21 protein-coding genes and 3 pseudogenes are annotated in these 23946 nt (G+C 44.9%); 19 read left to right on the top strand and 5 right to left on the bottom strand.

Features of this window, described 5'->3' with window-relative positions; genetic code table 11:
• Positions 1–104 precede the first annotated feature (104 nt).
• From MC7420_RS12300 to MC7420_RS43815, 7 genes and pseudogenes are all read left to right on the top strand, one after another.
• Positions 105–1103: a hypothetical protein gene (locus MC7420_RS12300; RefSeq protein WP_006100559.1), complete on the top strand. Its 999-nt coding sequence runs from the start codon at positions 105–107 to the stop codon at positions 1101–1103.
• Positions 1104–1122: 19 nt separating this feature from the next.
• Entirely contained in the window at positions 1123–2055 is a 933-nt protein-coding gene (locus MC7420_RS12295; protein ID WP_006100475.1) for an AAA family ATPase, read from the top strand.
• A gap of 414 nt (positions 2056–2469) precedes the next feature.
• Positions 2470–3534, top strand: a complete 1065-nt coding sequence (locus MC7420_RS12290; protein WP_006100532.1) for a hypothetical protein — start codon at positions 2470–2472, stop codon at positions 3532–3534.
• 101 nt (positions 3535–3635) lie between these two features.
• Positions 3636–3845, top strand: a complete 210-nt coding sequence (locus tag MC7420_RS12285; protein WP_044206711.1) for a hypothetical protein — start codon at positions 3636–3638, stop codon at positions 3843–3845.
• Positions 3838–4224: a hypothetical protein gene (locus tag MC7420_RS12280; protein ID WP_006100664.1), complete on the top strand. Its 387-nt coding sequence runs from the start codon at positions 3838–3840 to the stop codon at positions 4222–4224. Before MC7420_RS12285 ends, MC7420_RS12280 begins: the two co-directional genes overlap by 8 nt.
• Positions 4225–4457: 233 nt before the next feature.
• Positions 4458–6044 (top strand): formylglycine-generating enzyme family protein, encoded by a 1587-nt coding sequence (locus MC7420_RS12275; protein WP_006100633.1) that lies wholly within the window; start codon positions 4458–4460, stop codon positions 6042–6044.
• 152 nt (positions 6045–6196) lie between these two features.
• Positions 6197–6343: pseudogene (locus tag MC7420_RS43815) on the top strand (diversity-generating retroelement protein Avd); the annotation flags it as partial.
• A 64-nt stretch (positions 6344–6407) separates the two neighbouring features.
• On the opposite strand, the gene MC7420_RS12270 reads toward MC7420_RS43815, so the two are convergent.
• On the bottom strand, positions 6408–6689 hold the full coding sequence (locus MC7420_RS12270) for a type II toxin-antitoxin system RelE/ParE family toxin (RefSeq protein ID WP_006100396.1): 282 nt from the start codon (positions 6687–6689) through the stop codon (positions 6408–6410).
• Positions 6679–6921: a CopG family ribbon-helix-helix protein gene (locus MC7420_RS12265; protein WP_006100515.1), complete on the bottom strand. Its 243-nt coding sequence runs from the start codon at positions 6919–6921 to the stop codon at positions 6679–6681. The genes MC7420_RS12270 and MC7420_RS12265 overlap by 11 nt, the downstream gene beginning before the upstream one ends.
• A gap of 317 nt (positions 6922–7238) precedes the next feature.
• On the opposite strand from MC7420_RS12265, the gene MC7420_RS12260 reads away from it, so the two are divergent.
• The 6 genes and pseudogenes from MC7420_RS12260 (at position 7239) to MC7420_RS12235 (ending at position 14588) form a co-directional block, all read left to right on the top strand.
• The gene (locus MC7420_RS12260) at positions 7239–8600 is read left to right on the top strand and encodes a VMAP-C domain-containing protein (RefSeq protein ID WP_006100574.1); all 1362 of its coding nucleotides are present in this window, start codon (positions 7239–7241) and stop codon (positions 8598–8600) included.
• Between the two features lie 428 nt (positions 8601–9028).
• Positions 9029–10036 carry an AAA family ATPase gene (locus tag MC7420_RS12255; RefSeq protein ID WP_006100645.1) on the top strand — a complete coding sequence of 336 codons (1008 nt, stop codon included), beginning with the start codon at positions 9029–9031 and terminating at the stop codon, positions 10034–10036.
• Positions 10037–10441: 405 nt separating this feature from the next.
• Entirely contained in the window at positions 10442–10630 is a 189-nt protein-coding gene (locus MC7420_RS12250) for a hypothetical protein (protein ID WP_044206706.1), read from the top strand.
• Positions 10627–10933 (top strand): annotated as a pseudogene (locus MC7420_RS43810) (type II toxin-antitoxin system RelE/ParE family toxin). Before MC7420_RS12250 ends, MC7420_RS43810 begins: the two are co-directional and overlap by 4 nt.
• Positions 10934–10942: 9 nt before the next feature.
• Positions 10943–13627 (top strand): formylglycine-generating enzyme family protein, encoded by a 2685-nt coding sequence (locus MC7420_RS42440; RefSeq protein ID WP_006100461.1) that lies wholly within the window; start codon positions 10943–10945, stop codon positions 13625–13627.
• Positions 13628–13748: 121 nt separating this feature from the next.
• Positions 13749–14588, top strand: a complete 840-nt coding sequence (locus MC7420_RS12235; RefSeq protein WP_006100438.1) for a formylglycine-generating enzyme family protein — start codon at positions 13749–13751, stop codon at positions 14586–14588.
• Between the two features lie 100 nt (positions 14589–14688).
• Here the strand turns inward: MC7420_RS12235 and MC7420_RS44065 are convergent.
• Positions 14689–15684 (bottom strand): annotated as a pseudogene (locus MC7420_RS44065) (ISL3 family transposase).
• Positions 15685–15875: 191 nt separating this feature from the next.
• Between MC7420_RS44065 and MC7420_RS12225 the strand changes: the two are divergent.
• The 5 genes from MC7420_RS12225 to MC7420_RS12205 all read left to right on the top strand — a co-directional run bounded on the left by MC7420_RS12225 (position 15876) and on the right by MC7420_RS12205 (position 19513).
• A complete protein-coding gene (locus MC7420_RS12225; protein ID WP_006100524.1) occupies positions 15876–16715 on the top strand; it encodes a formylglycine-generating enzyme family protein in 840 nt (279 codons plus the stop codon).
• 117 nt (positions 16716–16832) lie between these two features.
• Entirely contained in the window at positions 16833–17669 is an 837-nt protein-coding gene (locus MC7420_RS12220; RefSeq protein ID WP_006100431.1) for a formylglycine-generating enzyme family protein, read from the top strand.
• Positions 17670–17710: 41 nt separating this feature from the next.
• Positions 17711–18067, top strand: coding sequence for a formylglycine-generating enzyme family protein (locus MC7420_RS12215; RefSeq protein ID WP_006100729.1), 357 nt, complete (start codon positions 17711–17713; stop codon positions 18065–18067).
• A 102-nt stretch (positions 18068–18169) separates the two neighbouring features.
• Positions 18170–19039, top strand: coding sequence for a formylglycine-generating enzyme family protein (locus MC7420_RS12210; RefSeq protein ID WP_006100693.1), 870 nt, complete (start codon positions 18170–18172; stop codon positions 19037–19039).
• A 54-nt stretch (positions 19040–19093) separates the two neighbouring features.
• Positions 19094–19513 (top strand): formylglycine-generating enzyme family protein, encoded by a 420-nt coding sequence (locus MC7420_RS12205; protein WP_006100688.1) that lies wholly within the window; start codon positions 19094–19096, stop codon positions 19511–19513.
• Here MC7420_RS12205 and MC7420_RS12200 read toward each other — a convergent pair.
• Positions 19506–20543: an IS630 family transposase gene (locus MC7420_RS12200; protein ID WP_006097775.1), complete on the bottom strand. Its 1038-nt coding sequence runs from the start codon at positions 20541–20543 to the stop codon at positions 19506–19508. The two genes, MC7420_RS12205 and MC7420_RS12200, sit on opposite strands and share 8 nt — an antisense overlap.
• Before the next feature lie 24 nt (positions 20544–20567).
• On the opposite strand from MC7420_RS12200, the gene MC7420_RS36830 reads away from it, so the two are divergent.
• A complete protein-coding gene (locus MC7420_RS36830) occupies positions 20568–21074 on the top strand; it encodes a formylglycine-generating enzyme family protein (protein WP_157453140.1) in 507 nt (168 codons plus the stop codon).
• A 441-nt stretch (positions 21075–21515) separates the two neighbouring features.
• Here MC7420_RS36830 and MC7420_RS12190 read toward each other — a convergent pair whose 3' ends face one another.
• Positions 21516–23237, bottom strand: a complete 1722-nt coding sequence (locus tag MC7420_RS12190) for a hypothetical protein (protein ID WP_052307462.1) — start codon at positions 23235–23237, stop codon at positions 21516–21518.
• Positions 23238–23946 lie beyond the last annotated feature (709 nt).

The raw sequence follows: 23946 nt of genomic DNA, 5'->3' as shown, positions 1-23946 counted from the left end.
ACTCCTTTGTTGCCAAAGCGGGGCGGGTTTAGCTAAGTTAGGGATTCTCCAAAACGTTATCGGTAAAACCTGCCTCCACAGCCCTGCTTCTTATTCCTTGACCAATGCCCAATGCCCTCAGCACCAAAAAAAAGATACTTCAGGATAAGTATAACGCCTTAGAAGCGGATTATATTAGTGTGAATCAGCAAATTATTCAGACACGGGATAAAGCCGATCGCAATCAGCTTCAGCGACAAGCGGATGATTTATTTGAGCAGATGGAAAGGGTGGAATCCCAACTGAATCAATGTCAGTCATCTAATACAACCTATAACGATTATTATAAGAACTGGGAAAAACATTTACCTAAGATTAATTATTCTCAAGCCAGTCAACTATTTAATCGTATTTTTGACCACTTTGGCGAAAAAGGGGGCGCTGTCTTTTTCTTACTCCAGAATTGTCATCCCATGGGTGGGAAGTGGTGCATGGAAAAGATTAAGGCTTCTCTGAAGGATAAAGGGGTGTGGAGTCCCCGTGCGGTCGGTTTTGCCGCCTGGGAACAGCCGAATCCCACCGATTTTATCCAGCGCTTGGGGACTAGCTTTAATCTGGAAGATAATACCAGTTCGGTAGAAGTCGCGACTCAACGCCTAATCGATAAAATTTATAACTCTTTGCAAATTGACAGCACCGTATTTCTGGAGATTCGACTCTTCTCCCTGGATAGCCAATCTGACTTTTTAACCTGGTTAATTCCTCAATTCTGGATTCCTTTAATCAGCCGCTTGCGATTAATTCGCCAAGACCTTCCCTTGGTTAAATTTGTTACCGTTATGGTGGTGGAGACGGAAATCCCTCAAACTTGTCGGACTCCCGCTCTATTTTGTCAAGGGGGCAAATTGAGTCCTAAGAAGATTATTGAACTAAAATTAGGCAACTGGACGGAAAAAGAAATCAGAACTTGGTTATATCGATACTCCGGTTTGGCGACACCTAATGTGGGGCGGACGCCAAGGGAAATTGAGCAGATGTCTCGTGTGGTTTACCAAATGAGTCAAGGTAGACCGATTGATGTTTATAGTATACTCATGAACGAGTTGACTCGGGTTTTCGGCTAAGCTTGAGGGAATTAATGTCATGAATTCGACCACTAAATATAAGTTTCAAGGAAATCCTAACGCTCGACCGAAATCAGCTCATCCGGATTCTCCCCAAACCCCTGAACCCTATATTGCCCCGGATGAATTGATTCAGGCGGTAAATTTGGCAATTTATCTGCGGCGACCGTTATTATTAGAAGGAGAAGCGGGGTGTGGAAAAACCCGATTGGCTCGTGCGGTGGCGTATGAATTAGGATTACCGTTTTATCGTTGGGATGTGCGTTCGACGAGTAAATCTCAAGAGGGTCTTTATCACTATGATGCTATTTTACGTTTGCATGATGTGCAGATTCAGCAGTTAGAGACGCTGGACAAGAGTGACCAAAGCCGCAATCCCAGTAATCCCAAATACTATCGCAAATTGGGCGCATTGGGGAAAGCGTTTGTACTGAAATCCTGTCCGGCGGTGGTTTTAATTGATGAAATTGATAAGGCAGATATTGATTTTCCCAATGATTTGCTTGCGGTTTTAGATGAGCCGTGGGAATTTACGATTCCGGAGACAAGGGAAAAAGTTCAGGCTGATTATCCGCCCATTGTGATGATTACCAGTAATAAGGAAAAGGGGAATTTACCGGCACCGTTTTTACGCCGTTGTTTATATTATTTTGTTGAATTTCCCAGTCAAGAGCGCTTAAAGGAAATTGTCGCGATTCACTATCAGATGCAGCACATAACGGCTCCGGCGAGTGAGTTAGTCGAGACAGCGACAGAACGGTTTATTCAAGTGCGTCAGGAGGGAGGGTTGTTCAAGCTTCCCGGAACGAGTGAATTTTTAGATTGGTTGAAAGCACTGCAAACTTTTGAAAAGACGCCCTATAAGGCAGAAAAATTAGCTAAGGAGAAGCGGCTTCCTTATCGGGAATTATTATTTAAACTGCGGGCGGATTGGCAAAATTATGCTGTATAGGGTCATTTATCTTATGTCATGTATACGCAAAATCGTAGGGTGCGTTAGCGTTCGCGCAGCGTTCCCGAAGGGTAGCGTAACGCACCATTTTTCTAAAAACGATAGCTAAAAATTAACTCTGTAGGGGCGACCCGCCTGCATCAATTAACAACACCAATCCACTCAATAGGCTTGGGTCGCCCTCTCTTCTCGCAATGGGTAGCGAGCAAGATGCTCGCACTACAATGAAACGGGTAAACCCACCCCGACAATTGCTGACAGACGTGCCATGGTATAGCACTACGCACATAGGTTAGGACAAAAGAAGAAAAATTTAAATCGCTCAATCCCTTGATGAGTCAGTGTTTTTCTTCACTATTGCCCATTGCCTATTGCCCATTGCCTAGCGCGTAGCGCTATACGTCTCTACATGATGTGAAAAATGATACCATTCAGCCCATCCTATCTCGCCTATTTAACCGCTTACGCCAAAGCGGATTCAATTTGGGTGTGGGTGAATATCGGGCGGCGCTACAGGCAATTGAAGGGGGCTATGGGTCAAGTAGCTTAGAAGAACTCGAACGGGTGTTAACATTACTCTGGTGTCATTCCCGCGCCGAACAAAGCCAGTTTCAGTTCATTTGGGAATCGGTAATCGCAGACACCTCAACGGTGGAACCGAAACCACCACGCCGCACCTCTAAACCGGAACCCTCACCAGAACCCCAAGATAAACCGCTACCCGCTCCCTCACCTCAACCCGTAGAATCGGTGCAACCCCAACCCACTCTAGAATTAGCACCGTTGCCGATTCGCGCTCCCTTTACCCCGGTTGAAACGGAAGATACCCCCCAACTACAAACCGATAGACCCATTTCCCGCCGTGCGATGGTGTATAGTTGGCGTTATCTGCGCCGTCCGATTCTAGATGATCCAGAGGATGTTTTGGATGAGCGGGCGACGGTGGAAACCGTGGCGCGTCAGGGATTTTTTCTCACCCCGGTTTATCGACGCCGGGAACGGAATGCGGCTCATTTGCTGTTGTTAATCGACCAAGATGGGTCAATGACACCCTTCCATCGCTTCACCCGTGACTTGGTGGAAACAGCACAATATGAAAGTTCGATTGGGCAAGTGGATGTTAGCTATTTTCACAATATTCCGGCAAAAAGCGTCTATCGTGACCCCTATTTGACCCAACCTGTCCTGTTGAAGCGGGTGTTAGCGACTTGTGATAATAACACCAGTGTTTTTATTGTCAGCGATGCGGGAGCGGCACGGGGATATCGACGGTTAGAACGAATTCGAGCCACGACGGAGGTATTATTTCAAATTAAGCAACAGACCAATCTGATAGCCTGGTTAAATCCCATGCCCCAGGAGCGCTGGGGGAGTACCTCAGCTCAACTCATTGCCCATCTTGTGCCAATGTATCCCATGGATAACGATGGATTAAGTCATGCGATCGATATTGTACGCGGACAACCGTTGCCACCGTAGGGGCGCACCGACGTGCGCCCTTTGCTGACGTGCGCCCTTGTACCCATTACCATGCCGCTATCGTGTGTTACCGTTTGCGAGCCAGTAGGATAAGGAAAATAATGATTAAATCAGGAACGGGTGACTCCTTAGATTATGACCCAACTAAAGAAAACGTTCACGCAGCAACTGATCCAGATAAATGTAGGGACATGGAACGCAGAAATGGGTGGAGATTAAAGAAAATCAAGCCAACACGCGATCCGACATTGAAAGTTGATTGCGTATTCTATGGTGAACAAACAACATTTGAAGATGAACGCTATGACTAAAGTTAAAGCTGAAACCTGGATTGTTTACAAAACCGAGACAATGAGCGCTCCAGGATGGGAAAATCGTCAACTGCTACCAGCCGGATCGATTACCGACATAATCAGCGAAGAATGGGATAGTTCCGGTCATCTCCCCAAAATAGGCGATCGCATCCGCGAGTATACAAATTTAGACAATCCAGAACAAGGCGGAATTACCCATAGTCGGGATGGAGACTGGGTTGTCACCATGATTCACCAGTTTTCTTCCCCCGACACTCCTACTCATATTGTTGTTTGTTACTGTTCTTACCAACCCATCACACCTAACTGGGTCAAACTCAAGCGCGGGAAACCGGTAAATGACATGCTCGAAACGGTTAGCACTGGGGTTGAGTGAACTATCACAAGAGAGCATGTCAAGGAAAGCAGATAATGTTTAGGCGTTGGGTGATTCACCTAAGAAGGCTGACGCTGCTTACGTCGCGATCGCGCTATATAGTTGTAGGTTGGGTTGACGCTTGTTACCCAACAGAATCTAGGGCTAAAGCCCTGACTACGAACGAGTTGTAGGTTGGGTTGACGCTTGTTACCCAACGGAATTTAGGGCTAAAGCCCTGACTACGAACGAACATGAATACTGCCACTGTAGCTAACCGAGACAAGGAAATTGCCAGACAACGGGTGAACCAATTTGTCCGGCGATTTGAGGAATCCTATCGGCTTTTGGCGTATCATGCGGCACTTCCTTTGGTGTTAACCCCGGAATTGCTCAATTATCTGCGGAATCAATTTCTGCGCGGACAAGTGCCTTGGCTGGCGGAAGTGGATTTGTTGCTGTCGGATTTGTGTAGTCCGGTGGGGTATGAACTCTATGCCATGGATACCGCCGTTCGTGCCTATTTGCTGGAGGAAATGCACAATGATGCGGCACTCTCCAGTCAACGGATGCAGGAGGTGGCTCGATTATTATTGGGGTATGTTCGCCATCTGGCACAGACGAATCCGTTTATTAGTAAACAGGAATTAGAGGCGCAACAGTGGGCGGCAATGGTGTACCTTGATAACCAGCGAGAGAATGCTGTGCGTCAGATTGTGCAGGCGTTTCAAGAGAGTCGGGCAATCGGGGGGAGTCGCTGGCAAACCGAAATGGCGCGTTTATCCCGAATTACGCAGGAACTCGCCCCTCAATTGCGGGCTTACCCAAATCTGTTGGAGTATGCTGAGTTAATTACTCGCTTTGTCACTGAACCTGAATCAGTGAACCCCAAAGCTGGGACGCATACCTACTCAGTTCTAGGGGAAAACCTGGACGTTCCTGATGAAGGGGTTGCTGAAGGTACGGGTTTATTTCCTCCCTTGCAGGTGTTTGAGTTTGAGGTGGTGACGGTTGATAGAAAGGGGACTATCATTGACAAAACTCAGGAGCAAGGGCAATATTTTCGGGAAGATTTGGGCAATGGTGTCACCTTGGATATGGTGGCGATTCCGGGAGGGTCATTCCTAATGGGTTCTCCAGAAACGGAAGAGGGGTGTTCTGATAATGAAAGTCCTCAGCATCCGGTAACGATTCCACCCTTTTTCATGGGGAAATATCCTGTGACTCAAGCGCAATGGCAAGCGATGGCTAATCTACCTCAAGTCAATAAAAAACTTGACCCTGACCCGTCCAGATTTAAAGGATCAGATCGACCAGTTGAGCAGGTATCGTGGTATGACTGTATAGAATTTTGTGCGCGGTTATCACAGTACACAGGACGAGACTACCGACTTCCCAGTGAAGCGGAGTGGGAATATGCCTGTCGTGCGGGAACAACAACGCCGTTTCATTTTGGCGAAACAATTACTACTGATTTAGCCAATTACAACGGCAACTATACTTATGGTGAGGAGGCTCAGGGTAAGTATCTGCAACAGACTACCCCAGTCGGGAGTTTTCAGGTAGCAAACGCCTTTGGCTTATTCGATGATATGCATGGAAATGTGTGGGAATGGTGTGCTGACCATTGGCATGGTAGTTATGAAGGTGCGCCGTCGGATGGTCAAGCTTGGCTATTGAATGATAATGAAAATGAGAATCATTATCGGCTGTTGCGCGGTGGTTCGTGGTGCAGCTCTCCAGACTACTGCCGTTGTGCCTATCGCTACGGGGACTCCCCAGTTGTCAGGCTCGCCTATAACGGGTTTCGGGTTGTCTGTGGTGCGGCGTGGACTCTTTAGCCCTTGACGCTTTTGCCCTTTTGCCCTCTACCCTTTATTCTTTTCCCTTTTCGTGCCACAGGCGGGTCGATTTTTTTTTTGAGATTTATACCTCAGGGTGGCGATCGTCTGCCAGAATACCTCCTGTAACTTTTTAATGTACGATTGAGTCTGTGAGCGATTTACCGATTATCCAGAAAACCTACGATTTAATTCGCTGGTACATCCCGATTCTTAACCGCCTACCGCGAAATCATAAATTTCTATTAGGCGATCAGAACATTAGCAGATTGTATGATCTCTTAGACGGACTGGTCATAAATTATAGCACGGTAATTTGTAAGGGTACGGCAATGCCGTGCCCCTACCATTGGTAACTCGGTATTAGGTATCGGGGTATTTTCTAGCGTTATGAAGAACACGGAGGATATGTACCTGATTGTTTTTAACTCGGTAGACAACAAAATAGGGTGTCTTTGAGATAACCAACTCCCTTGTCCCTTCAACGCGCCCGGTTCTTCCCATATATGGGAATTTTGCTAACTGCTCAACCGCTGCTTGTATTTTTAAAACAGTATTTGTTGCAGCGTCTGGGTTATCTTCGCAAATGTAGGCATGAAGCTGCTCAAGGTTGCGTAGTGCTTTGCGTAACCATCTAACGTCCATGGGTCAACCGACTAAAGACGGCGGTTACCTCCTCTTCACTGGCAAAATCCCCAGCATCAGCTTCAGCGATACCCTGCTGAATCTCTTGCAGTTGCCACTGATGCATTTCCAGGTAAGCATTAATTGCCTGATTCAATACGTAGGTTAAATTACGATCCATACCAGCAGCAATGGCATCCAGTGCAGCTCTCTTATCAGGATCAAGTCGAAAGGTTACATTTTCCTTGCTCATCAGACAGATCCTTCGTTGAGGGTGGGTTGAAATGCAGCGACACTCTTTATATCATGCACTGTATTGCATTGCATTGCAAGAAGAACGTTACCTGACCGGATTCGGGTACGAACCGAAAACCTGCACCGCGCCAGACGTCGCATCCGCTTACAAACGGACTGCAATCAGGGTAAACAATCGGTCAAGCGGTTGACCAATCCCTACAAAGCTAGGCAGTCGGTGACGATATGCGAAAATCAAACTAGGTTGGGTCGCCTGGTAAGCTCATGCTGAATGGTTGTCCAACGCCTAAAATAACTTAGGAATTTGTTTCGAGAATGGTATTCAATCGGTCTGTGCAAGTTAGGATCAGGTGTTTACAGCGTCGCTTTGATTTACTCGAACAGAACTATACCGATATATCGGAGCAATTGAACTATGAAAGCAATGCTCAGAATCGGAATCATTTAAAACGACAGCTTGCTCACCTGGAAAAAGAGATGACAATCGTTGAGGAAGAACTCAACACTCTTGAACGGGGAAACGTAGAAGATAAAACCCAGCGCCTTATGGCTATTTTAGCCTCTGTTGATCCGCCAACAACCCAACGGATCAAGGCAGCTTACCTAGCATCTAGCCCTTCTAGTTGGAGTGATTTTCGTCCCACCATTCCCCCGACAATCGAACAACTGTTGGCAGATTTAGAAGATATGCCTTCTGGGGATAGTGGGTACAAGCGAATGGATCAGTTTGTGGCACATTTAATTGCCGATGATCAAATTCCTCAGTCCTTGCGTCAACAGTTACACGATTGGCTGAAGCAAAACGTTGATGATATTGCCCAATTACTGACGCAAATTAAACCTGAAACCGACCCAGAACAATTTTACCTCATGGTATGGATTCAGCCCAGCCAGCAACAAAAGAATTGTTATTTTATCAAAGCCTGGTTAGCGATTCCTCGCCCATCTAGTCTGAGTGGAAGCAACTATGACTACGAACCCATTTCTCTAGCCAACACTGAAGCCGAACCCGTTTCCTTAACTCAGATTCCTCAGTTACTCAAAGAAATTCTGATTCAAAGTAGCCAAAAATGTGCGATAAGTGACTTAACCCTGGAATTTTTCTTACCTCGTCAGTTACTTAATCATGATGTTGATCGGTGGGAAATTGAGATCAGTGAGGATTTGTTAATTCCCCTTGGCGTGGAATGTAGCGTCGTCGTGCGTTCTGAGGAGCGACTTTCACCAAGTTACTGTCTCAAAAAGAAAGATTGGCAGAAAAAATGGCAGCGACTCAAGCGACTTAACCATTACCCTTCCTCTAAACTTGTTGCTTCAGGGGATTGTGCTTGGAATCAACTCTATGTTGAGTTAAGAAAAGAGGATATTCTTGGCTGTACCCTAGCTAATGTTCCTCAACCGATGGGAAAAGAAAGCGTTTTTAATGTGATTTTAGGAACAGCGATACCTTTAGTGATATGGGTACGGTGTAATTTAGCCCATTTAAATTGTTCCCAAGAATTAAATCAATTATTAACGTGTTGTATTTCTGAACTTCCAACTACGATAAAAGGAAAACGGGAAGCGGCTTTTGCGTCTCATCCCCACTTGCGCGGACTACATATTGGATCTCATCTTTCCCTAATGTGGGAAGATCCCGATCGCGTCCCGCCCACGATTCACTATTCTACACCTTAAAAACTTTGTTGGGGCGTGGCACAGCTAAAATTGTGGAATAGATTTTACGATTAAATCTGGCGCACGTCGGTCATTAGTGTCAACTTCAGGTGACAACTAATACTGGCAATCTTTTGGATCGTTTCTGCTCACTGTGGGAAGCGTTTCACCCTCATCCCCTAACCCCTTCTCCCATCAAGGGAGAAGGGGAACCGGACTCTCTTTCTCCCCTCTCCCGTGCAAAAAAAGCGAAGCATCCTCTGTCATCCCCGCATAACAAAAAGCGAAGCATCATAAGGCTTCCCCCTTTTGAAGGGGATCTAAAAGGGGGAAGGGGGGTAGGGATGTGTAGCTTAAGTTGATACCAATGCACGTCGGTGCGCCCCCACAATTGTAATCGATAAAATTAATGTCATAATGTTTTTACCCATCACCATTAACCATAAACTATGAACAATGAGCAATCAAAAAATTGGCAAATATTTCAGGGAGCAGGAACTCCCCACAGCGAAATAAATCGCCTTCCGCCCCCTCCAAGCTGGCGTCAATTTGATGGACTCGCTGATGGTGCTACCGCCGCCAAAAAGCAGCAACGGGGGGCTACGTTTCAGGCGCGTCCAGAGGAAATTGAACTCGTTAATGCGGCACTTTATTTACGACGCCCTCTATTAGTCACTGGAAAACCGGGAACGGGAAAAACATCACTGGCTTATGCGATCGCGTATGAATTACAATTAGGAGAAGTCTTAAGGTGGTCAATTACCACGCGCACCAATCTCAATGATGGACTTTACCGCTATGATGCCATTGGTCGCTTACAAGATGCTCAGGGTAAGGGTGAAGATAACTTGGAGGAGATTGGTCAGTATATCCGGTTGGGTCCTCTGGGAACGGCTTTGCTCCCCTCTGATAAACCCAGGGTATTACTAATTGATGAAATTGACAAAAGTGATATTGATTTACCCAACGACTTACTGCATATTTTTGAGGAAGGGGAGTTTGAGATTCCAGAGTTGGTTCGGATTGCGGGGCGATTAGAACAAGTGGAAGTTCGCACCGCTTATACTGATGAGACGGAGGCAACGGCAAAGGACTTCAAGACAGTTATTAGCAAAGGACGAGTTCGCTGTCAAGCTTTTCCGTTTGTGATTTTAACCAATAATGGAGAGCGAGATTTTCCACCCCCGTTTTTACGTCGCTGTTTGCGGCTGAATATGAGGGAACCCAATCAGGATGAACTCACCCGAATTGTTAAAGCGCATCTGGGTGAAAAAGTGACGGATAAAGCTAAGGGTTTGATTGCCCATTTTTTAAAGAAGCGAGAACAGGGAGATTTGGCGACGGATCAGTTACTTAATGCGATTTATTTATTAACCCGTGAACGTATACCATCGGGTCAAGAAAAAGCCAAGTTAGTTGAGCAATTGCTCAAGTATTTGAGTAGCACAGAGGATTGATGGCTGTTCTCAGCCAGCCCTCACCCCCAACCCCTCTCCCAAGCTTGGGAGAGGGGAGCAAGAGTATATAGTATGTAGGGTGGGCAAGAATGATAAATCTGGAAATGCTTATAGTATCGTTGATTGCTCTTGCCCACCTCACGGTAACTGGCTTTGACTATAGTTATTAGGCGATCGCACTCCTTAATCGGCTTCTGTGGGCGCACGTCGGTTATGGGTGTCAAGTTAAGCTACAGCCGCCACGTCTATGCCTGTTTCCCAAGGGTGACAGAGGAGGGCAATAGGGCAGACGTAGCCTCATTCTCAGGTTTGGGAAGGGAATGAATTGCCGCCACATCCTTGCATTTGTTTGCCTGGTAATTTTAAGCTTACAATAAACCCAGAAAGCCGTTCTATGAGCAGAATATGGAAGCCATCAATATAAAAGAAGAGGCACGACGATTGATTGATAGATTGCCAGAGAATGCAACATGGGATGACTTAATGTATGAAATTTATGTCAGAGTAACGATAGAAGCGGGACTTGCTGATAGTCAGGCTGGTAGAATAACCTCTGTGGAAACAGTGCGTCAGCAATTCGGATTACCAACGTGAAGGTTTTTTGGACAGACACAGCCGTCAAGCATCTTTCCGGGATTTATGCCTACATCGCCCAAAATTCACCTCAATATGGGCGTCGAATGGTTGATCGCCTGACGAGACGAGACGTTTGAACAGATTGCTGCGTTTCCGGCTTCAGGTCGAATGGTGCCAGAGTTTGAGAGGGAAGAAATTCGTGAAATGATTGAGGGGTCTTATCGGATTATTTATTACATTAAACCTGAGCAAATCGATGTACTTGCTGTGATCCATGGTTCACAACAAATCACTGAAGATTATCGCCCATCATCGGAGTAAAATATTCTGATGATTCAACAGGCGATCGCACTTCTCAATCAGGTTGGCTTGGAACTTACGGCAGAAGAGATTGCCGATATCTTTTGGTTGGCGCTGCAAATGGGGGAAACTGAATCCATCTCCGAGTCTCCATCGATTCCGAAAACGCCCTTATCTGAACGCCCCATAACTGAAGACTTCTCCCCAGAAACGCCGCCGATAAATCTAAATCCGCCAACGGCTACAGCTAGCGAACCCTACGCTGAACTCTATCCCTCTCCTCCACCTGCTTCTATCCCCCAATCTGATTCTCCCCCATCTGCTTCTTCTCCATCGCCTCAGCTAGATTCTCCCCCACCGTCTCAACTCCTTCCCTTTGAAACACCCGCCGCCCCCGCCTTGCGGAATCCCTTAGCCATCGCCCGGGCAATTCGTCCCCTGATGCGGAAAGTTCCATCTCGTACTGAAACCATCCTGGATGAAGAAGCCACAGCCAGACAAATTGCCGAAAAAAATATCTGGATTCCGGTGCTAGAACCTGCACCCGAACGCTGGTTAGAATTAGCGCTGGTTATCGAGGAATCGAGTTCCCTCCCAATTTGGCAAGAAACGATTACAGAATTGCAAACACTGCTGGAACGCCAGGGTGCCTTTCGCGATGTTCGCACCTGGCGCTTAAATGCTAATGCTGATGAATCATTGTACCTCTTGCCGGGACAGGGTTCAGCCACACTCAAACAACGCCCCCGCAATCCCAAGGAATTGATTGATCCCTCAGGGCGGCGGTTAATTCTCCTGGTTAGCGACTGTGTATCGGATATCTGGCGTTCAGGCAAAATCCAGACTCTATTGCGGCGGTGGGCGAATCAGAATCCGGTGTCTGTGCTTCAGTTATTACCCGAATCCTATTGGAGACGCAGTGGTTTAGGTGCAGGGATTTCTGTGCAACTGGGGGCGTTTGCACCAGGGGTTCCTAATTCTCAACTGGTGATTGAAGAGATACCCCCTTGGCTGGAGGTGAATTTAGCCACAGCATTACCGTTACCTGTGGTAACACTGGAGCCTGAACCCTTGGCGCAGTGGGCGCAGTTGGTGGCGGGTACAGGGGGAACGCGGATGCCAGGAGTTTTGTTTGATCCGGTGTTAATGGCGGCGATGGCAGAGGAGATGGAACAGACAATCGCCTCACGTTCAGCATCAGAGTTAGTCCAGCACTTTCGGGCAACCGCCTCTCCCACCGCCCGACGCTTGGCTGGGTTGATGGCGGCGATTCCGGTAACGTTGCCTGTGGTGCGTCTGATTCAGCAAACCATGCTACCCGAATCGGGGCAAATTCATGTTGCTGAAGTGTTTATGAGTGGGTTATTGCGTCCCGTTGTAGAAGGGAATGGTAATTTACGGGATGGGGAAAACCTCTCTCCAAACCTCTCTCCTGCAAGGAGAGAGGCTTTGAATGCTCCCCTTTCCGTGCAACAAAAGCGAAGCATCCTTTCTCCTCCCCCGCAATCTGAACCCATTTACTATGACTTCCAAGAGGGAGTGCGAGAATTGCTGCTGGATTCTATTCCTATTTCCGATACCGATGAAGTGTTGGAACAAGTCTCTCAGTTTATCGCCCGTAAAGCCGGGGTTTCGATTAAGAGTTTTACCGCGTTCCTATCGCCTTATGCCAAATGGGATGAAATGGTGCAGCAGCAGATTGCGCCCTTTGCCCAGATTACCCGTCAGGTGCTGCGGCGGTTGGGAGGAGAGTATGCGGCGTTAGCGGAGCAGTTGGAACGACGTTCTCCGGTTATTCCAGATGTCTCAGATAAGGAGGCTTCTGGATTTCCTCCCTTACAAACCTTTACGTTTGAAGAAGTCACCTCAACCATCTTACAATCTTTTAATTTTGAAGTGGTTACGGTTGATAAACAGGGACAGGAAATTGACCGCCGTCAGGGGCAAGCGCAATATTTCAGCGAGGATTTGGGGAATGGCGTCACCCTGGATATGGTGGCGATTCCGGGGGGGACATTCCTCATGGGTTCGCCTGAAACTGAAGAAGGGCATTCTAAGGATGAAAGTCCGCAGCATCCAGTAACAGTTCAACCCTTTTTCATGGGGAAATACCCAGTCACTCAGGCGCAATGGCAAGCAGTTGCTCATCTACCTCAAGTGAATCAGACACTCAACCCTGACCCTTCTAGCTTTAAAGGAGCCAATCGACCGATTGAGCAAGTATCGTATTTTGATTGTGTAGAGTTTTGTGCGCGGTTGTCGCAGTATACAGGACAAGACTACCGACTTCCTAGTGAGGCAGAGTGGGAATATGCCTGTCGTGCTGGAACAACAACGCCGTTTCATTTTGGTGAAACAATTACAACCGACTTGGCAAATTACAAAGGTGAATACACATACGGTTTAGGTTCCAAGGGTAAGTATCGTCGTGAAACTACACCTGTGGATAGTTTTGAGGTGGCAAACACTTTTGGCTTATACGATATGCATGGAAATGTATGGGAATGGTGTGCTGACCACTGGCACGATCACTATAATACTGCCCCACCAGATGGTAAAGCTTGGTTATCTGACAATGAGAATAATTCTCGGCTGCTGCGTGGTGGTTCATGGTACAACTATCCAGTTTACTGCCGTTGTGCCTATCGCATCAGGGACATGCCAGTCGTCACGTACTACCTCTTCGGGTTTCGGGTTGTTTGTACTGTGGCATAGATTTTTTAGCGACACTTTTATCCTGCCTTTGTTTTTCCTCTAGTGCTACAGACGAGCTAATTTTTTGCCCCTGGTTCAACTGTTCAACTATTGAGCCTATTGACTTTCAAGTGACAAAACTATGGCAATACCGCAAATCAGTAATCATACACAGCCGATTAGGTTCATTCTCAAGCGTCAGCAGCGACAGGCTAAATATTTCAGCGAAAACTTAGGGAATGGTGTCATGCTGGAAATGGTAGCGATTCCAGGGGGGACATTCCTCATGGGTTCACCCAAAACGGAAGAAGGTCATACAGAAAATGAAAGTCCGCAGCATCGGGTAACGGTTCAACCTTTTTTCATGGGTAAATACCCAGTCACTCAGGTGCAATGGCAAGCAATTGCTAATCTGCCTCAAGTCAATAAAGTGCTTGACCCTGACCCTTCTAGATTTAAAGGAGCCAACCGACCTGTTGAACGAATATCGTGGTATGAGGCAGTTGAATATGTAGAGCGCTTATCACAGTACACAGGACGAGACTACCGACTCCCCTGTGAAGCCGAGTGGGAATATGCCTGTCGTGCTGGAACGACCACACCATTTCATTTTGGCGAGACAATTACTACAGATTTAGCTAATTACAACGGCAACTATATTTATGGTGGGGGTGCTAAGGGTAAATATCTTAAGGAGACTACCCCCGTTGGCAGTTTTCAGGTTGCGAATGCCTTTGGTTTATATGACATGCACGGAAATGTATGGGAATGGTGTATTGACCATTGGCATGATAGTTATAAAGATGCGCCTTCAGATGGTCAAGCTTGGTTAATTGATGATACTAAAAACCATTCTCGGATATTACGTGGTGGTTCGTGGGTTAACTATCCAGATTTCTGTCGTTGTGCCTATCGCGACGGGCTCGACCCAGACGACGGGAACTACAGCTATGGGTTTCGGGTGGTCTATACTGCGGCGTAGATTTTTTAGCCCTTGACACTTTTATCCTGTCTCTGTTTTTCCTCTGATGGTACAGACTAGCTAATTTTTTGGGCTCTTTCAGACTAACTATGATAAATTACTAGCCAAAATACCAATTAAGCAGAACCCTTCTTCTAAAATTATCAAAATTATTTAACCCATAACCTCTTCTTTTAATTAGCTTAATTTTTTGATTAATTCCCTCCACTGTCCCTTGTGTAGTACGATGAGCAAAATAGGCTAATATTTCATCAATCCATCTTTTTATTGTTTGACAACTTTTGGGGAAATATTTATAAGCTTCTTTCATCCATTCCGCGATATCCCATAAAGCCTTATCCCCGGTTATCTGACTTTCAAATATATCCCGTATACTCTCTTTTATTTGATACATTTCTATGAGCCGGGGAGACACATCTTTAACTTCGTTTAATTTTTCTTTTTCCCTCTCATTAAGTTTTTCCTTTTTCTTGAGTAATGGGTATTTACTATGAGTAATTCCTCTCACCTTTTTTCTCTTTCTTTTTTGTTTTTGAGTTTCACCGCCTGCCTTTTTTCAAGCTTTCTTTGCTCGTCTAACTCTTCATTAATTTGTTTCATTACATGGAATCTATCGGCTACTACTTGTGCATTAGGGATTAATTATTCTACTACAGTTTTATAAGGTTTCCATAAATCTATGCTGACTTCTTCTATTTGGCTTAATATCTCCGAACCCAAGCCCTGTAAGTATTCTGCTATTGCTTCCTTATTCCTTTTCTCTAACAGTGCTATCGGTTTTCGCTTATCCAAGTCCACTAAGACTGCGGCATAATTCTTCTGAAAAAACTTGGCGGCAATTTTTGCATCTAAATTGGCGACGGTTAACAAACAAAAAAACATCAAAGCTACTCAGGGGAATATCTCTGACTCTATATTGATGAGATTGATGTATTTTATCAGTTGATTTGTGGCAATAAGGACAGGTGGCTTTATTGGATTTATTCGCTAATTCAATTAAGATTTCATTTTCGGTTATAAACCAATAGTTAGTGGCTTTAAAACCCTCAAAGTTGATAAGTTTTGTAACGAAAAATAAAAGGGAGTTAGATGGCATAGTATTAATTAATCTTTGATTTTTGCTGTTCATTTTCAGAATACTTTATATCATAAAAGCTGACCTCAAATCAAGGTACAGCAGGAACTCAAAGCAACTTTGAGTGTAAAAATATTTCAATTATTTGTTTTTCTTTACAGGTAATTTATCATAATTACTCTAGAAGAGCCTTGAATTTAAAGTGAAAAACTATGGTGAAACCCCAAACCAGTAATCAGGAACAGCCGATTAGATTCATAGTCAAGCGCCAGCAGCGACAGGCTCAATATTTCAGTGAAGGCTTAGGGAATGGCGTCATCTTGGAAATGGTGAAGATTCCGGGTGGAACATTTCTTATGGGTTCCCCCGAAACGGAAGAAGGACACACAGATAATGAAAGTCCGCAGCATCGGGTAACAGTTCAGCCTTTTTTCATGGGCAAATACCCCGTGACTCAGGCACAATGGCGGGTAGTTGCCAATCTACCTCAAGTTAATCAAAAACTTGACCCTAATCCTTCTGGATTCAAAGGAGTCAACCGACCTGTCGAAAAAGTATCTTGGTATGATTCAGTTGAGTTTTGCCAGCGCCTGTCCCAGTATACAGGACTTGACTACCGACTTCCCAGTGAGGCCGAGTGGGAATATGCCTGTCGTGCCGGGACAACAACGCCCTTTCATTTTGGTAAGACGATTACTACTGATTTAGCGAATTACGACGGTAACGATATTGATAGTGAGGATGCCAAGGGTAAGTATCTTGAGGAGACTACCCCAGTAGGAAGTTTTCAGGTTGCTAACGCCTTTGGCTTATTTGATATGCACGGAAATGTGTGGGAATGGTGTGCTGATCATTGGCATGATAGTTATAAAAATGCGCCGTCAAATGGTCAAGTTTGGCTAGTTAATGATAATGATAATTATCATCGGCTGTTACGTGGTGGTTCGTGGGGCAATCTTCTCAGGTACTGTCGCTGTGCCGTTCGCTTCAGGTTTGAGCCAGTCGTCAGGAGCAACTACATCGGGTTTCGCCTTGTTTGTACTGCGGCGTAGGCTTTTAATTGACACTTTTATATCCTGTCTCTGTTTTTCCTCTGATGGTAAAGACTAGCTAATTTTTTGCCACCTGTATTAAACTATCGAGCCTATTGACTTTCAAGTGACAAAACTATGGCAACACCGCAAATCAGTAATCAGGGACAGCCGATTAGGTTCATTGTTAAGCGTCAGCAGCGACAGGCTCAATATTTCAGCGAAGACTTAGGTAATGGCGTCATCTTGGAAATGGTGAAGATTCCGGGTGGAACATTCCTTATGGGTTCGCCAGAAACGGAAGAAGGTTATACAGAAAATGAAAGTCCGCAGCATCAGGTAACAGTTCAGCCTTTCTTCATGGGGAAATACCCGGTAACTCAGGCGCAATGGCAGGCGATTACCAATCTACCTCAAGTGAATCGAAAACTCGACCCTAACCCTTCTGGATTCAAAGGAGCCAACCGACCTGTGGAACGAGTATCGTGGTATGACTCGGTTGAGTATGTAGAGCGGTTGTCGAAGTACACAGAACGAGACTACCGACTTCCCAGTGAGGCAGAATGGGAGTATGCCTGTCGTGCTGGGACAACAACGCCGTTTCATTTTGGCGAGACGATTACTACCGATTTAGCCAATTACAACGGTAACTATATTTATGGCGCAGGTGTCAAGGGTATTTATCGTGAGGAAACCACGCCTGTAGGAAATTTTCAGGTTGCTAACGCCTTTGGTTTATACGACATACATGGGAACGTGTGGGAATGGTGCGCTGACCATTGGCACGATAACTATCATAATGCGCCACTCGATGGTCAAGCTTGGTTATTTGATGATCAGAGTAATTGTCGGATGGTGCGTGGTGGTTCTTGGTACAACGGTTCAGGACTCTGCCGTTGTGCCTTTCGCTTCAAGGTCAAGCCAGACCGCAGATACGACTTCTTCGGGTTTCGGGTTGTTTATACTGCGGGGTAGACTTTTTCTATCGAGCCTATTGAATTTGGGGTGACACAACTATGGCAATACCGCAAATCAGTAATCAGGGACAGACGATTAGGTTCATCGTCAAGCGTCAGCAGCGACAGGCTCAATATTTCAGTGAAGACTTGGGCAATGGCGTCACCCTGGAAATGGTGGCGATTCCTGGTGGAACATTCCTTATGGGTTCCCCGGAAACGGAAGAAGGACACAGAGATAATGAAAGTCCGCAGCATCGGGTTACAGTTCAATCTTTTTTCATGGGGAAATACCCAAGAACTACGAGCTTGAATACTGCCGTTGTGCTTCTCGCCTCAGACCTCTGCCAGTCAGTAGGGACAACGACATCGGGTTTAGGGTCGTTTGTGCGGCGTCGTAGACTCTTTAGCTCTTGAAATTTTTATCTGACGTCTGTTTTTCCTGTGATGCGTACAGACAAGCTAATTTTTTAATTTGTATTTAACTATTGAGCCTATTGACTTTCAAGTGACAAAACTATGGCAATACCACAAATCAGTAATCAGGGACAGCCAATTAGATTCATCGTCAAGCGCAAGCAACGACAGGCTCAATATTTCAGCGAAGATTTGGGTCATGGCGTCACCTTGGAAATGGTAGCGATTCCAGGAGGCACATTCCTCATGGGTTCGCTAGAAACGGAAGAAGGACACAGAGATAATGAAAGTCCGCAGCATTGGGTAACGGTTCAGCCTTTTTTCATGGGTAAATATCCAGTTACTCAAGCACAATGGCGAACAGTCGCGAATCTACCTCAACTTAATCAAAAACTTGACCCTGACCCTTCTGGATTCAAAGGAGCCAACCGACCTGTAGAACTAGTATCGTGGTATGAGGCGGTTGAGTATGTAAAGCGCTTATCACAGTACACAGGACGAGACTATCGACTCCCCAGTGAAGCGGAATGGGAATATGCTTGTCGTGCTGGGACAACAACACCTTTTCATTTTGGCGAGACAATTACTACTGGATACGCTAACTACCGAGGGACTGATAGGCATATTGGTGAAACTGTGTATAGAGGGTCGTATGGTCATGGTTTCAAGGGAGAATATCGCCAACAAACAACTCCAGTGGACAAATTTGGCGTAGCTAATGCCTTTGGACTCTATGATATGCATGGGAATGTATGGGAGTGGTGTGCTGATCCTTGGCACGATAACTATGCTGATGCGCCGACAGATAGTAGGGTGTGGGAGGATAATAACACCAACCATTATAGATTGTTGCGGGGCGGTTCTTGGAGCAGCTATCCCAGTCACTGTCGTTGTGCATATCGCGGCGGAAACAAGCCAGACAACGGGGGCGTATCTAGTATCGGTTTTCGGCTGGTATGTAGTGCGGCGTGAAATCTATAGCCATGAATACTTTTCTCCTTTTGTTTGTTACCCTACTTCTCTATTATGGTGACACCGCAAATCAGTAATCAGTTACAACCGATTAGGTTCATCGTCAAGCGTCAGCAGCGACAGGCTCAATATTTCAATGAAGACTTAGGAAATGGCGTCATCTTGGAAATGGTGGCGATTCCCGGTGGGACATTCCTTATGGGTTCCCCCGAAATGGAAGAAGGACACAGAGATAATGAAAGTCCGCAGCATCGGGTAACAGTTCAACCTTTCTTCATGGGTAAATACCCAGTCACTCAGGCGCAATGGCAAGCAGTTGCTAATCTACCTCAACTTAATCAAAAACTTGACCCTGACCCTTCTAGATTTAAAGGAGTTAAGCAACCGATTGAGCAAGTATCCTGGTTTGATTGTGTAGAGTTTTGTGAGCGCTTATCACAGTACACAGGACGAGACTATAGCAATCCTAAATAGATTGTGGCAATTTTCCATACTGAAATATTTTGGGAAAATCGAATATTTGACCATCAGCAAAAAACTTAAATAACCACTTAACTATTTTAAAAGAGCTGCAAAGATGATAAAATTGTCTAATGAAAGTTTTAACTTGCAACCAAATATCTTCGACTGGATTTTGTTCGGGAGCGTTCGGAGCAAATTTTGTACAACTTATCAACCAGTCTTCCTCTGATAAATCTTGATTAATTGTCTTTAAGTATTCTCGAAACTGCTTGGAATCATGGTAAGTTGCACCATCCCAAAATATCGATAATTTTTTCCCGGGTCGTTTCCTTTGTAAATATTCGATGAAATCGATTGTATTTTCGCTGTTTCCACTTTTATATTCTTTGACTATAAACTCTTTGGTTTGATAATCTAAAGCCCCATAATAAGTCTGTCTTTCTTTTTCATTTTTGAGAGGGACTTCTATTCTTGCATCTGTTCTTCCCCACGCATAACCTAACAAATCACCCCACAGCAGATGACATTCGTCAAGCATAAGCACCGTCCGGCTTCCAGCTTCTATTTCCGGTTTCCATTTTTCTAGCCTTGCCTCTATTTCTTTTTTTTTAGCTTTGACTAATTCATCATTTTTAGCCGGATTCTTTTTTTGAGTCTTTTTCCAACTCACTTGAGCCTCTTTAAATAAGCTATAATAACTTTGATTGGACTCAAAAACTACATTATATTGCTCCTGCAAATACTTCTGCAAGTCTGATAATCTTAGATAATCTTGTTCTCTCAACCACTGAATTGTTTGCTCTTTTTCTTCAGATTTTAAGTAACCTGCTCTACCTTTATATTGAAGCTTTAAACTTTCTACACCCTGAAAAAGCGCTTGATTTTTCCATTGGCTGATAAAACTGTGAGAAACTTTTAATATTTCTTTGACTTCACGATAAGATTTTCCTTCCAAAATCATTTTTACCGCCAAGGCTCTTTTAATTTCTTTGGTCTCTTTTGTCTGATTGATAAAATTAGCCAATTCATCTATAATGTTCATCTTTTGTCTTTTTACTAGGGATGTATTATTACTATTATATCTGTTGCGACCTATTTAGGGCTGCTATATCGACTCCCCAGTGAAGCGGAATGGGAATATGCTTGTCGTGCTGGGACAACAACACCCTTTCATTTTGGCGAGACAATTACTACTGAATACGCCAATTATCGAGGGACTGATAGGCATATTGGTGAAACTTTGTATAGAGGCTCGTATGGTCATGGTTTCAAAGGAGAATATCGCAAACACACAACCTCAGTGAAAAAATTTGGCGTAGCTAATGCCTTTGGACTCTATGATATGCATGGGAATGTATGGGAGTGGTGTGCTGACCATTGGCACGATAACTATAAAGAGGCTCCGTCAGATAGTAAAGCTTGGCTATTTGATGATGATAATAATACTCGTCTGTTGCGCGGTGGTTCGTGGAACAGCTATCCTAGTTTCTGTCGTTGTGCTGAGCGCGACTGGTTCTCGCCTAACTTCAGAGATCACAACATTGGGTTTCGGGTTGTTTGTTCGGCGGCGTGAATTCTTTCACCATTGACGGTTTTACTTGTTTGTAATTTGTCCTTTTTTATTCTCCCTAATTGTAATCGAAAGCGCAATTGCGTTAGAATAATATAATTCCGATACCAACAGATTTGATGTCACGTAATATGTAGATGAGCGAAACCTAGGAAAAGGGCGGGTTTTGCTGAAAAGTTATTGGTGATATTATTTATTGAATCCCTAAACCCGCCCCTACAGAATTTCTAAACTAAACCCGGGCAATACTTTCTCCCCTGACAATACAACAGGCATCGCCACAACTTTCACATCTTGATAATATAAAGATTTAAGGTTTATAGATCTTGCCCACCCTACATAAAATCTAAAGTTAACGCGGAAATCGAGAAAAATTAAGACTTTTGGAACCCGCGAAGGCGGGTTTTGTTTGTGTAGCTGCGGTTTCAACCGCCCTATTAAAATTTATTGTAAAATACACTCTGCCTCTAAAACCATCAATCCCGGCGTTTCCCAAACGGCACAATCAGTTCTCAACAAATCCAAAACAGGTTGTTTTCCCGCTTCAAGTTTAGCGATGGCTTGATTTGCCGCAGGTTGGTACTGCATCAACCAAGAATCATTCGCAATCGATTCGGCGGTTAACGGTGTAGTCGGTAGCAGCAAAAAATCAATCCCGTATGTTTGGATAAACTCCTGGACAATCGCCAAATCTGGACTATATTGTGCTTCAATTAAATCCGACATCCGCTGGCGAAATTGGCGATAATAGCCCCAATGATAGGGAATTGCATATTCGCGACCAACTAAAATTGACCGTTGAGCAAACGTGGGTAAATTATTCGCTTCTTCCACTAATGATGCAATTTTAATGTCCTTCGGTTGCTGTTGAAAAAATTCATATAACGTCGGCACATTGCCACTAATATAAGCCGTCCAGGGAAAGGTATTCAGAACCAAGTGAGGATATCCCACAAGAGTAATTCCGATTAAACTGGTTAAAGCTAATGCCAAAACTGATCCCAATTTGACCGTAGAGATGCGCCATGGCGCGTCTCTACACGCGAACACTGCGTCTAAGATTAGAGTAATAACGATTGCCGCCGCCAGCGCGATCGCAATCCGTAAGCTATGCTGAGTATAACGGCTGGGTAGGTGCAGTTTGAACAGCAGGGCATGGGCGGCTAAAAATAAGATAGCTGACGCCAATAAGAACTTGCCTAAGACTCCCATCTTCCCAGTTACCTGCTTGGCGAGGGGAAAGCGAGAGGGAAAGCATAACACAACAGGTAATAGCAAACCCAAATAACTCAGAGGCGGCGCTAATGCGGTATCAATGCGGATACCACTGCGTCCATTAAACCAGAATGACCAAGCATCGTTGACAAAAAAGCTGGTTCGCCCTTGAGATAAGAAATCCGGTAAACCTTTGGCTTGTACAGCCGTGATTACTGGGGCAAATTCTGACAAACTCATCCTGTAGGGTAATAACACCGCAAACGCCACCGCCAAACCCGTGAAACAGAATACATAATCGCGGCGATGATGAGACACAGAGGGAAATTTCCGGTTAAACCGCCATAACTGCAAAATCAGAAACGCCGCGCAGACTAGCACTAATGAGGGATAGAATAATCCTAACAGCGCGATCGCGATTCCTGTGCCTATTAGTGACTGGCGCATCCCATAATACAAAAACGCCAACAGGATCGGATAGATAAACGCCTTGGGTGTTCCCGATATTAACCCATCCTGCATCCACAGATTTTGATTCAGCAGTACAGAGGCGATAAATCCAGTCAGAGGTATGGGTAATAATTGCAACGCCACGCCAAAACAGTAACCTGTGGTAATTAATCCCAAAACCAGAGGCAAAATTTTACTCAAAACAATCGGATCAATCCCAATTCCTGCCATGAAATGATACAGGGCGCGATATCCTAACGGTGCAACCGATTGGAAATAATCGGCAATGATATCATTCGGAAATAACTCTGGATCTAAAAATCGCCGCATCCAGAAGATATGCTGTCTCGCATCATCCTGCACCACGTACTCGCTGCTGAAGGCGGGTTGAAAGGCTAACGTGCCGTAAAGTGTGGCAATTAGTAGACTTAGCGTCAACCAAACAATAAAGTAAAACTTCGTTGTACCTGTGAGAAAACGGTGCAAATTGGTTATCCACATTCAGTTGATCACAATGGTTTCGATTTATAACTGTCACCCTAAAGGTTAGGACAAGTTTAACGGATGAAACGACCGCGTAGCAGTAATAAAGCTTCTATTTTCTACCTTCAGTCTTCTACCTTTTACTTTAGGTGACAGGGAAGCTAAGCGGTTCTGCATTTAAACCTTATACCAAGTTGCAGTCTAAGGTAGAATCTGTCATTCTGAGCAGAATGCAGTGAAACGGAATGACGCTCGCGCATCTGTCCAGATTCTCGTATCTCGTTCCTCGCTATAGCGAAAGCTTCACGCTTCGCTCTTCCTAGACATGATAGAACGCAACTTGGTATTAATGAATAATGGCTCTCATCCTTGTATGTAGTGCGAGCATCTTGTATGTAGTGCGAGCATCTTGTATGTAGTGCGAGCATCTTGCTCGCGACTAAGCATCTTGCTCGCGACTAATACCCAATTTAAATTCATGACAGCTTAGTGCAGATGCAATATCTGACATCTGGACAGACAAGAGTTCACAATGGCTGTATTACAAGTCATATAAATGTATGACATAAACAAATAAAATTAAGCTTGATTTAAGCATCTAATAAGTCTTCATAGAGTATAATTACATAAAACTGTATGTGTTAAATAAAGGTAAGCCACGCTAACGCTTCATTTTCGGGTGTCATTTACCGTTACCTTTGCCAGGTGGGTTTCGCGATCGCTCTCT

This window comes from Coleofasciculus chthonoplastes PCC 7420, from assembly GCF_000155555.1.
GTDB classification, from domain to species: Bacteria; Cyanobacteriota; Cyanobacteriia; order Cyanobacteriales; family Coleofasciculaceae; genus Coleofasciculus; species Coleofasciculus chthonoplastes_A.
The sequence above is the reverse complement of the archived record's forward strand: the minus strand, read 5'-3'. Positions and strand labels throughout refer to the sequence as shown.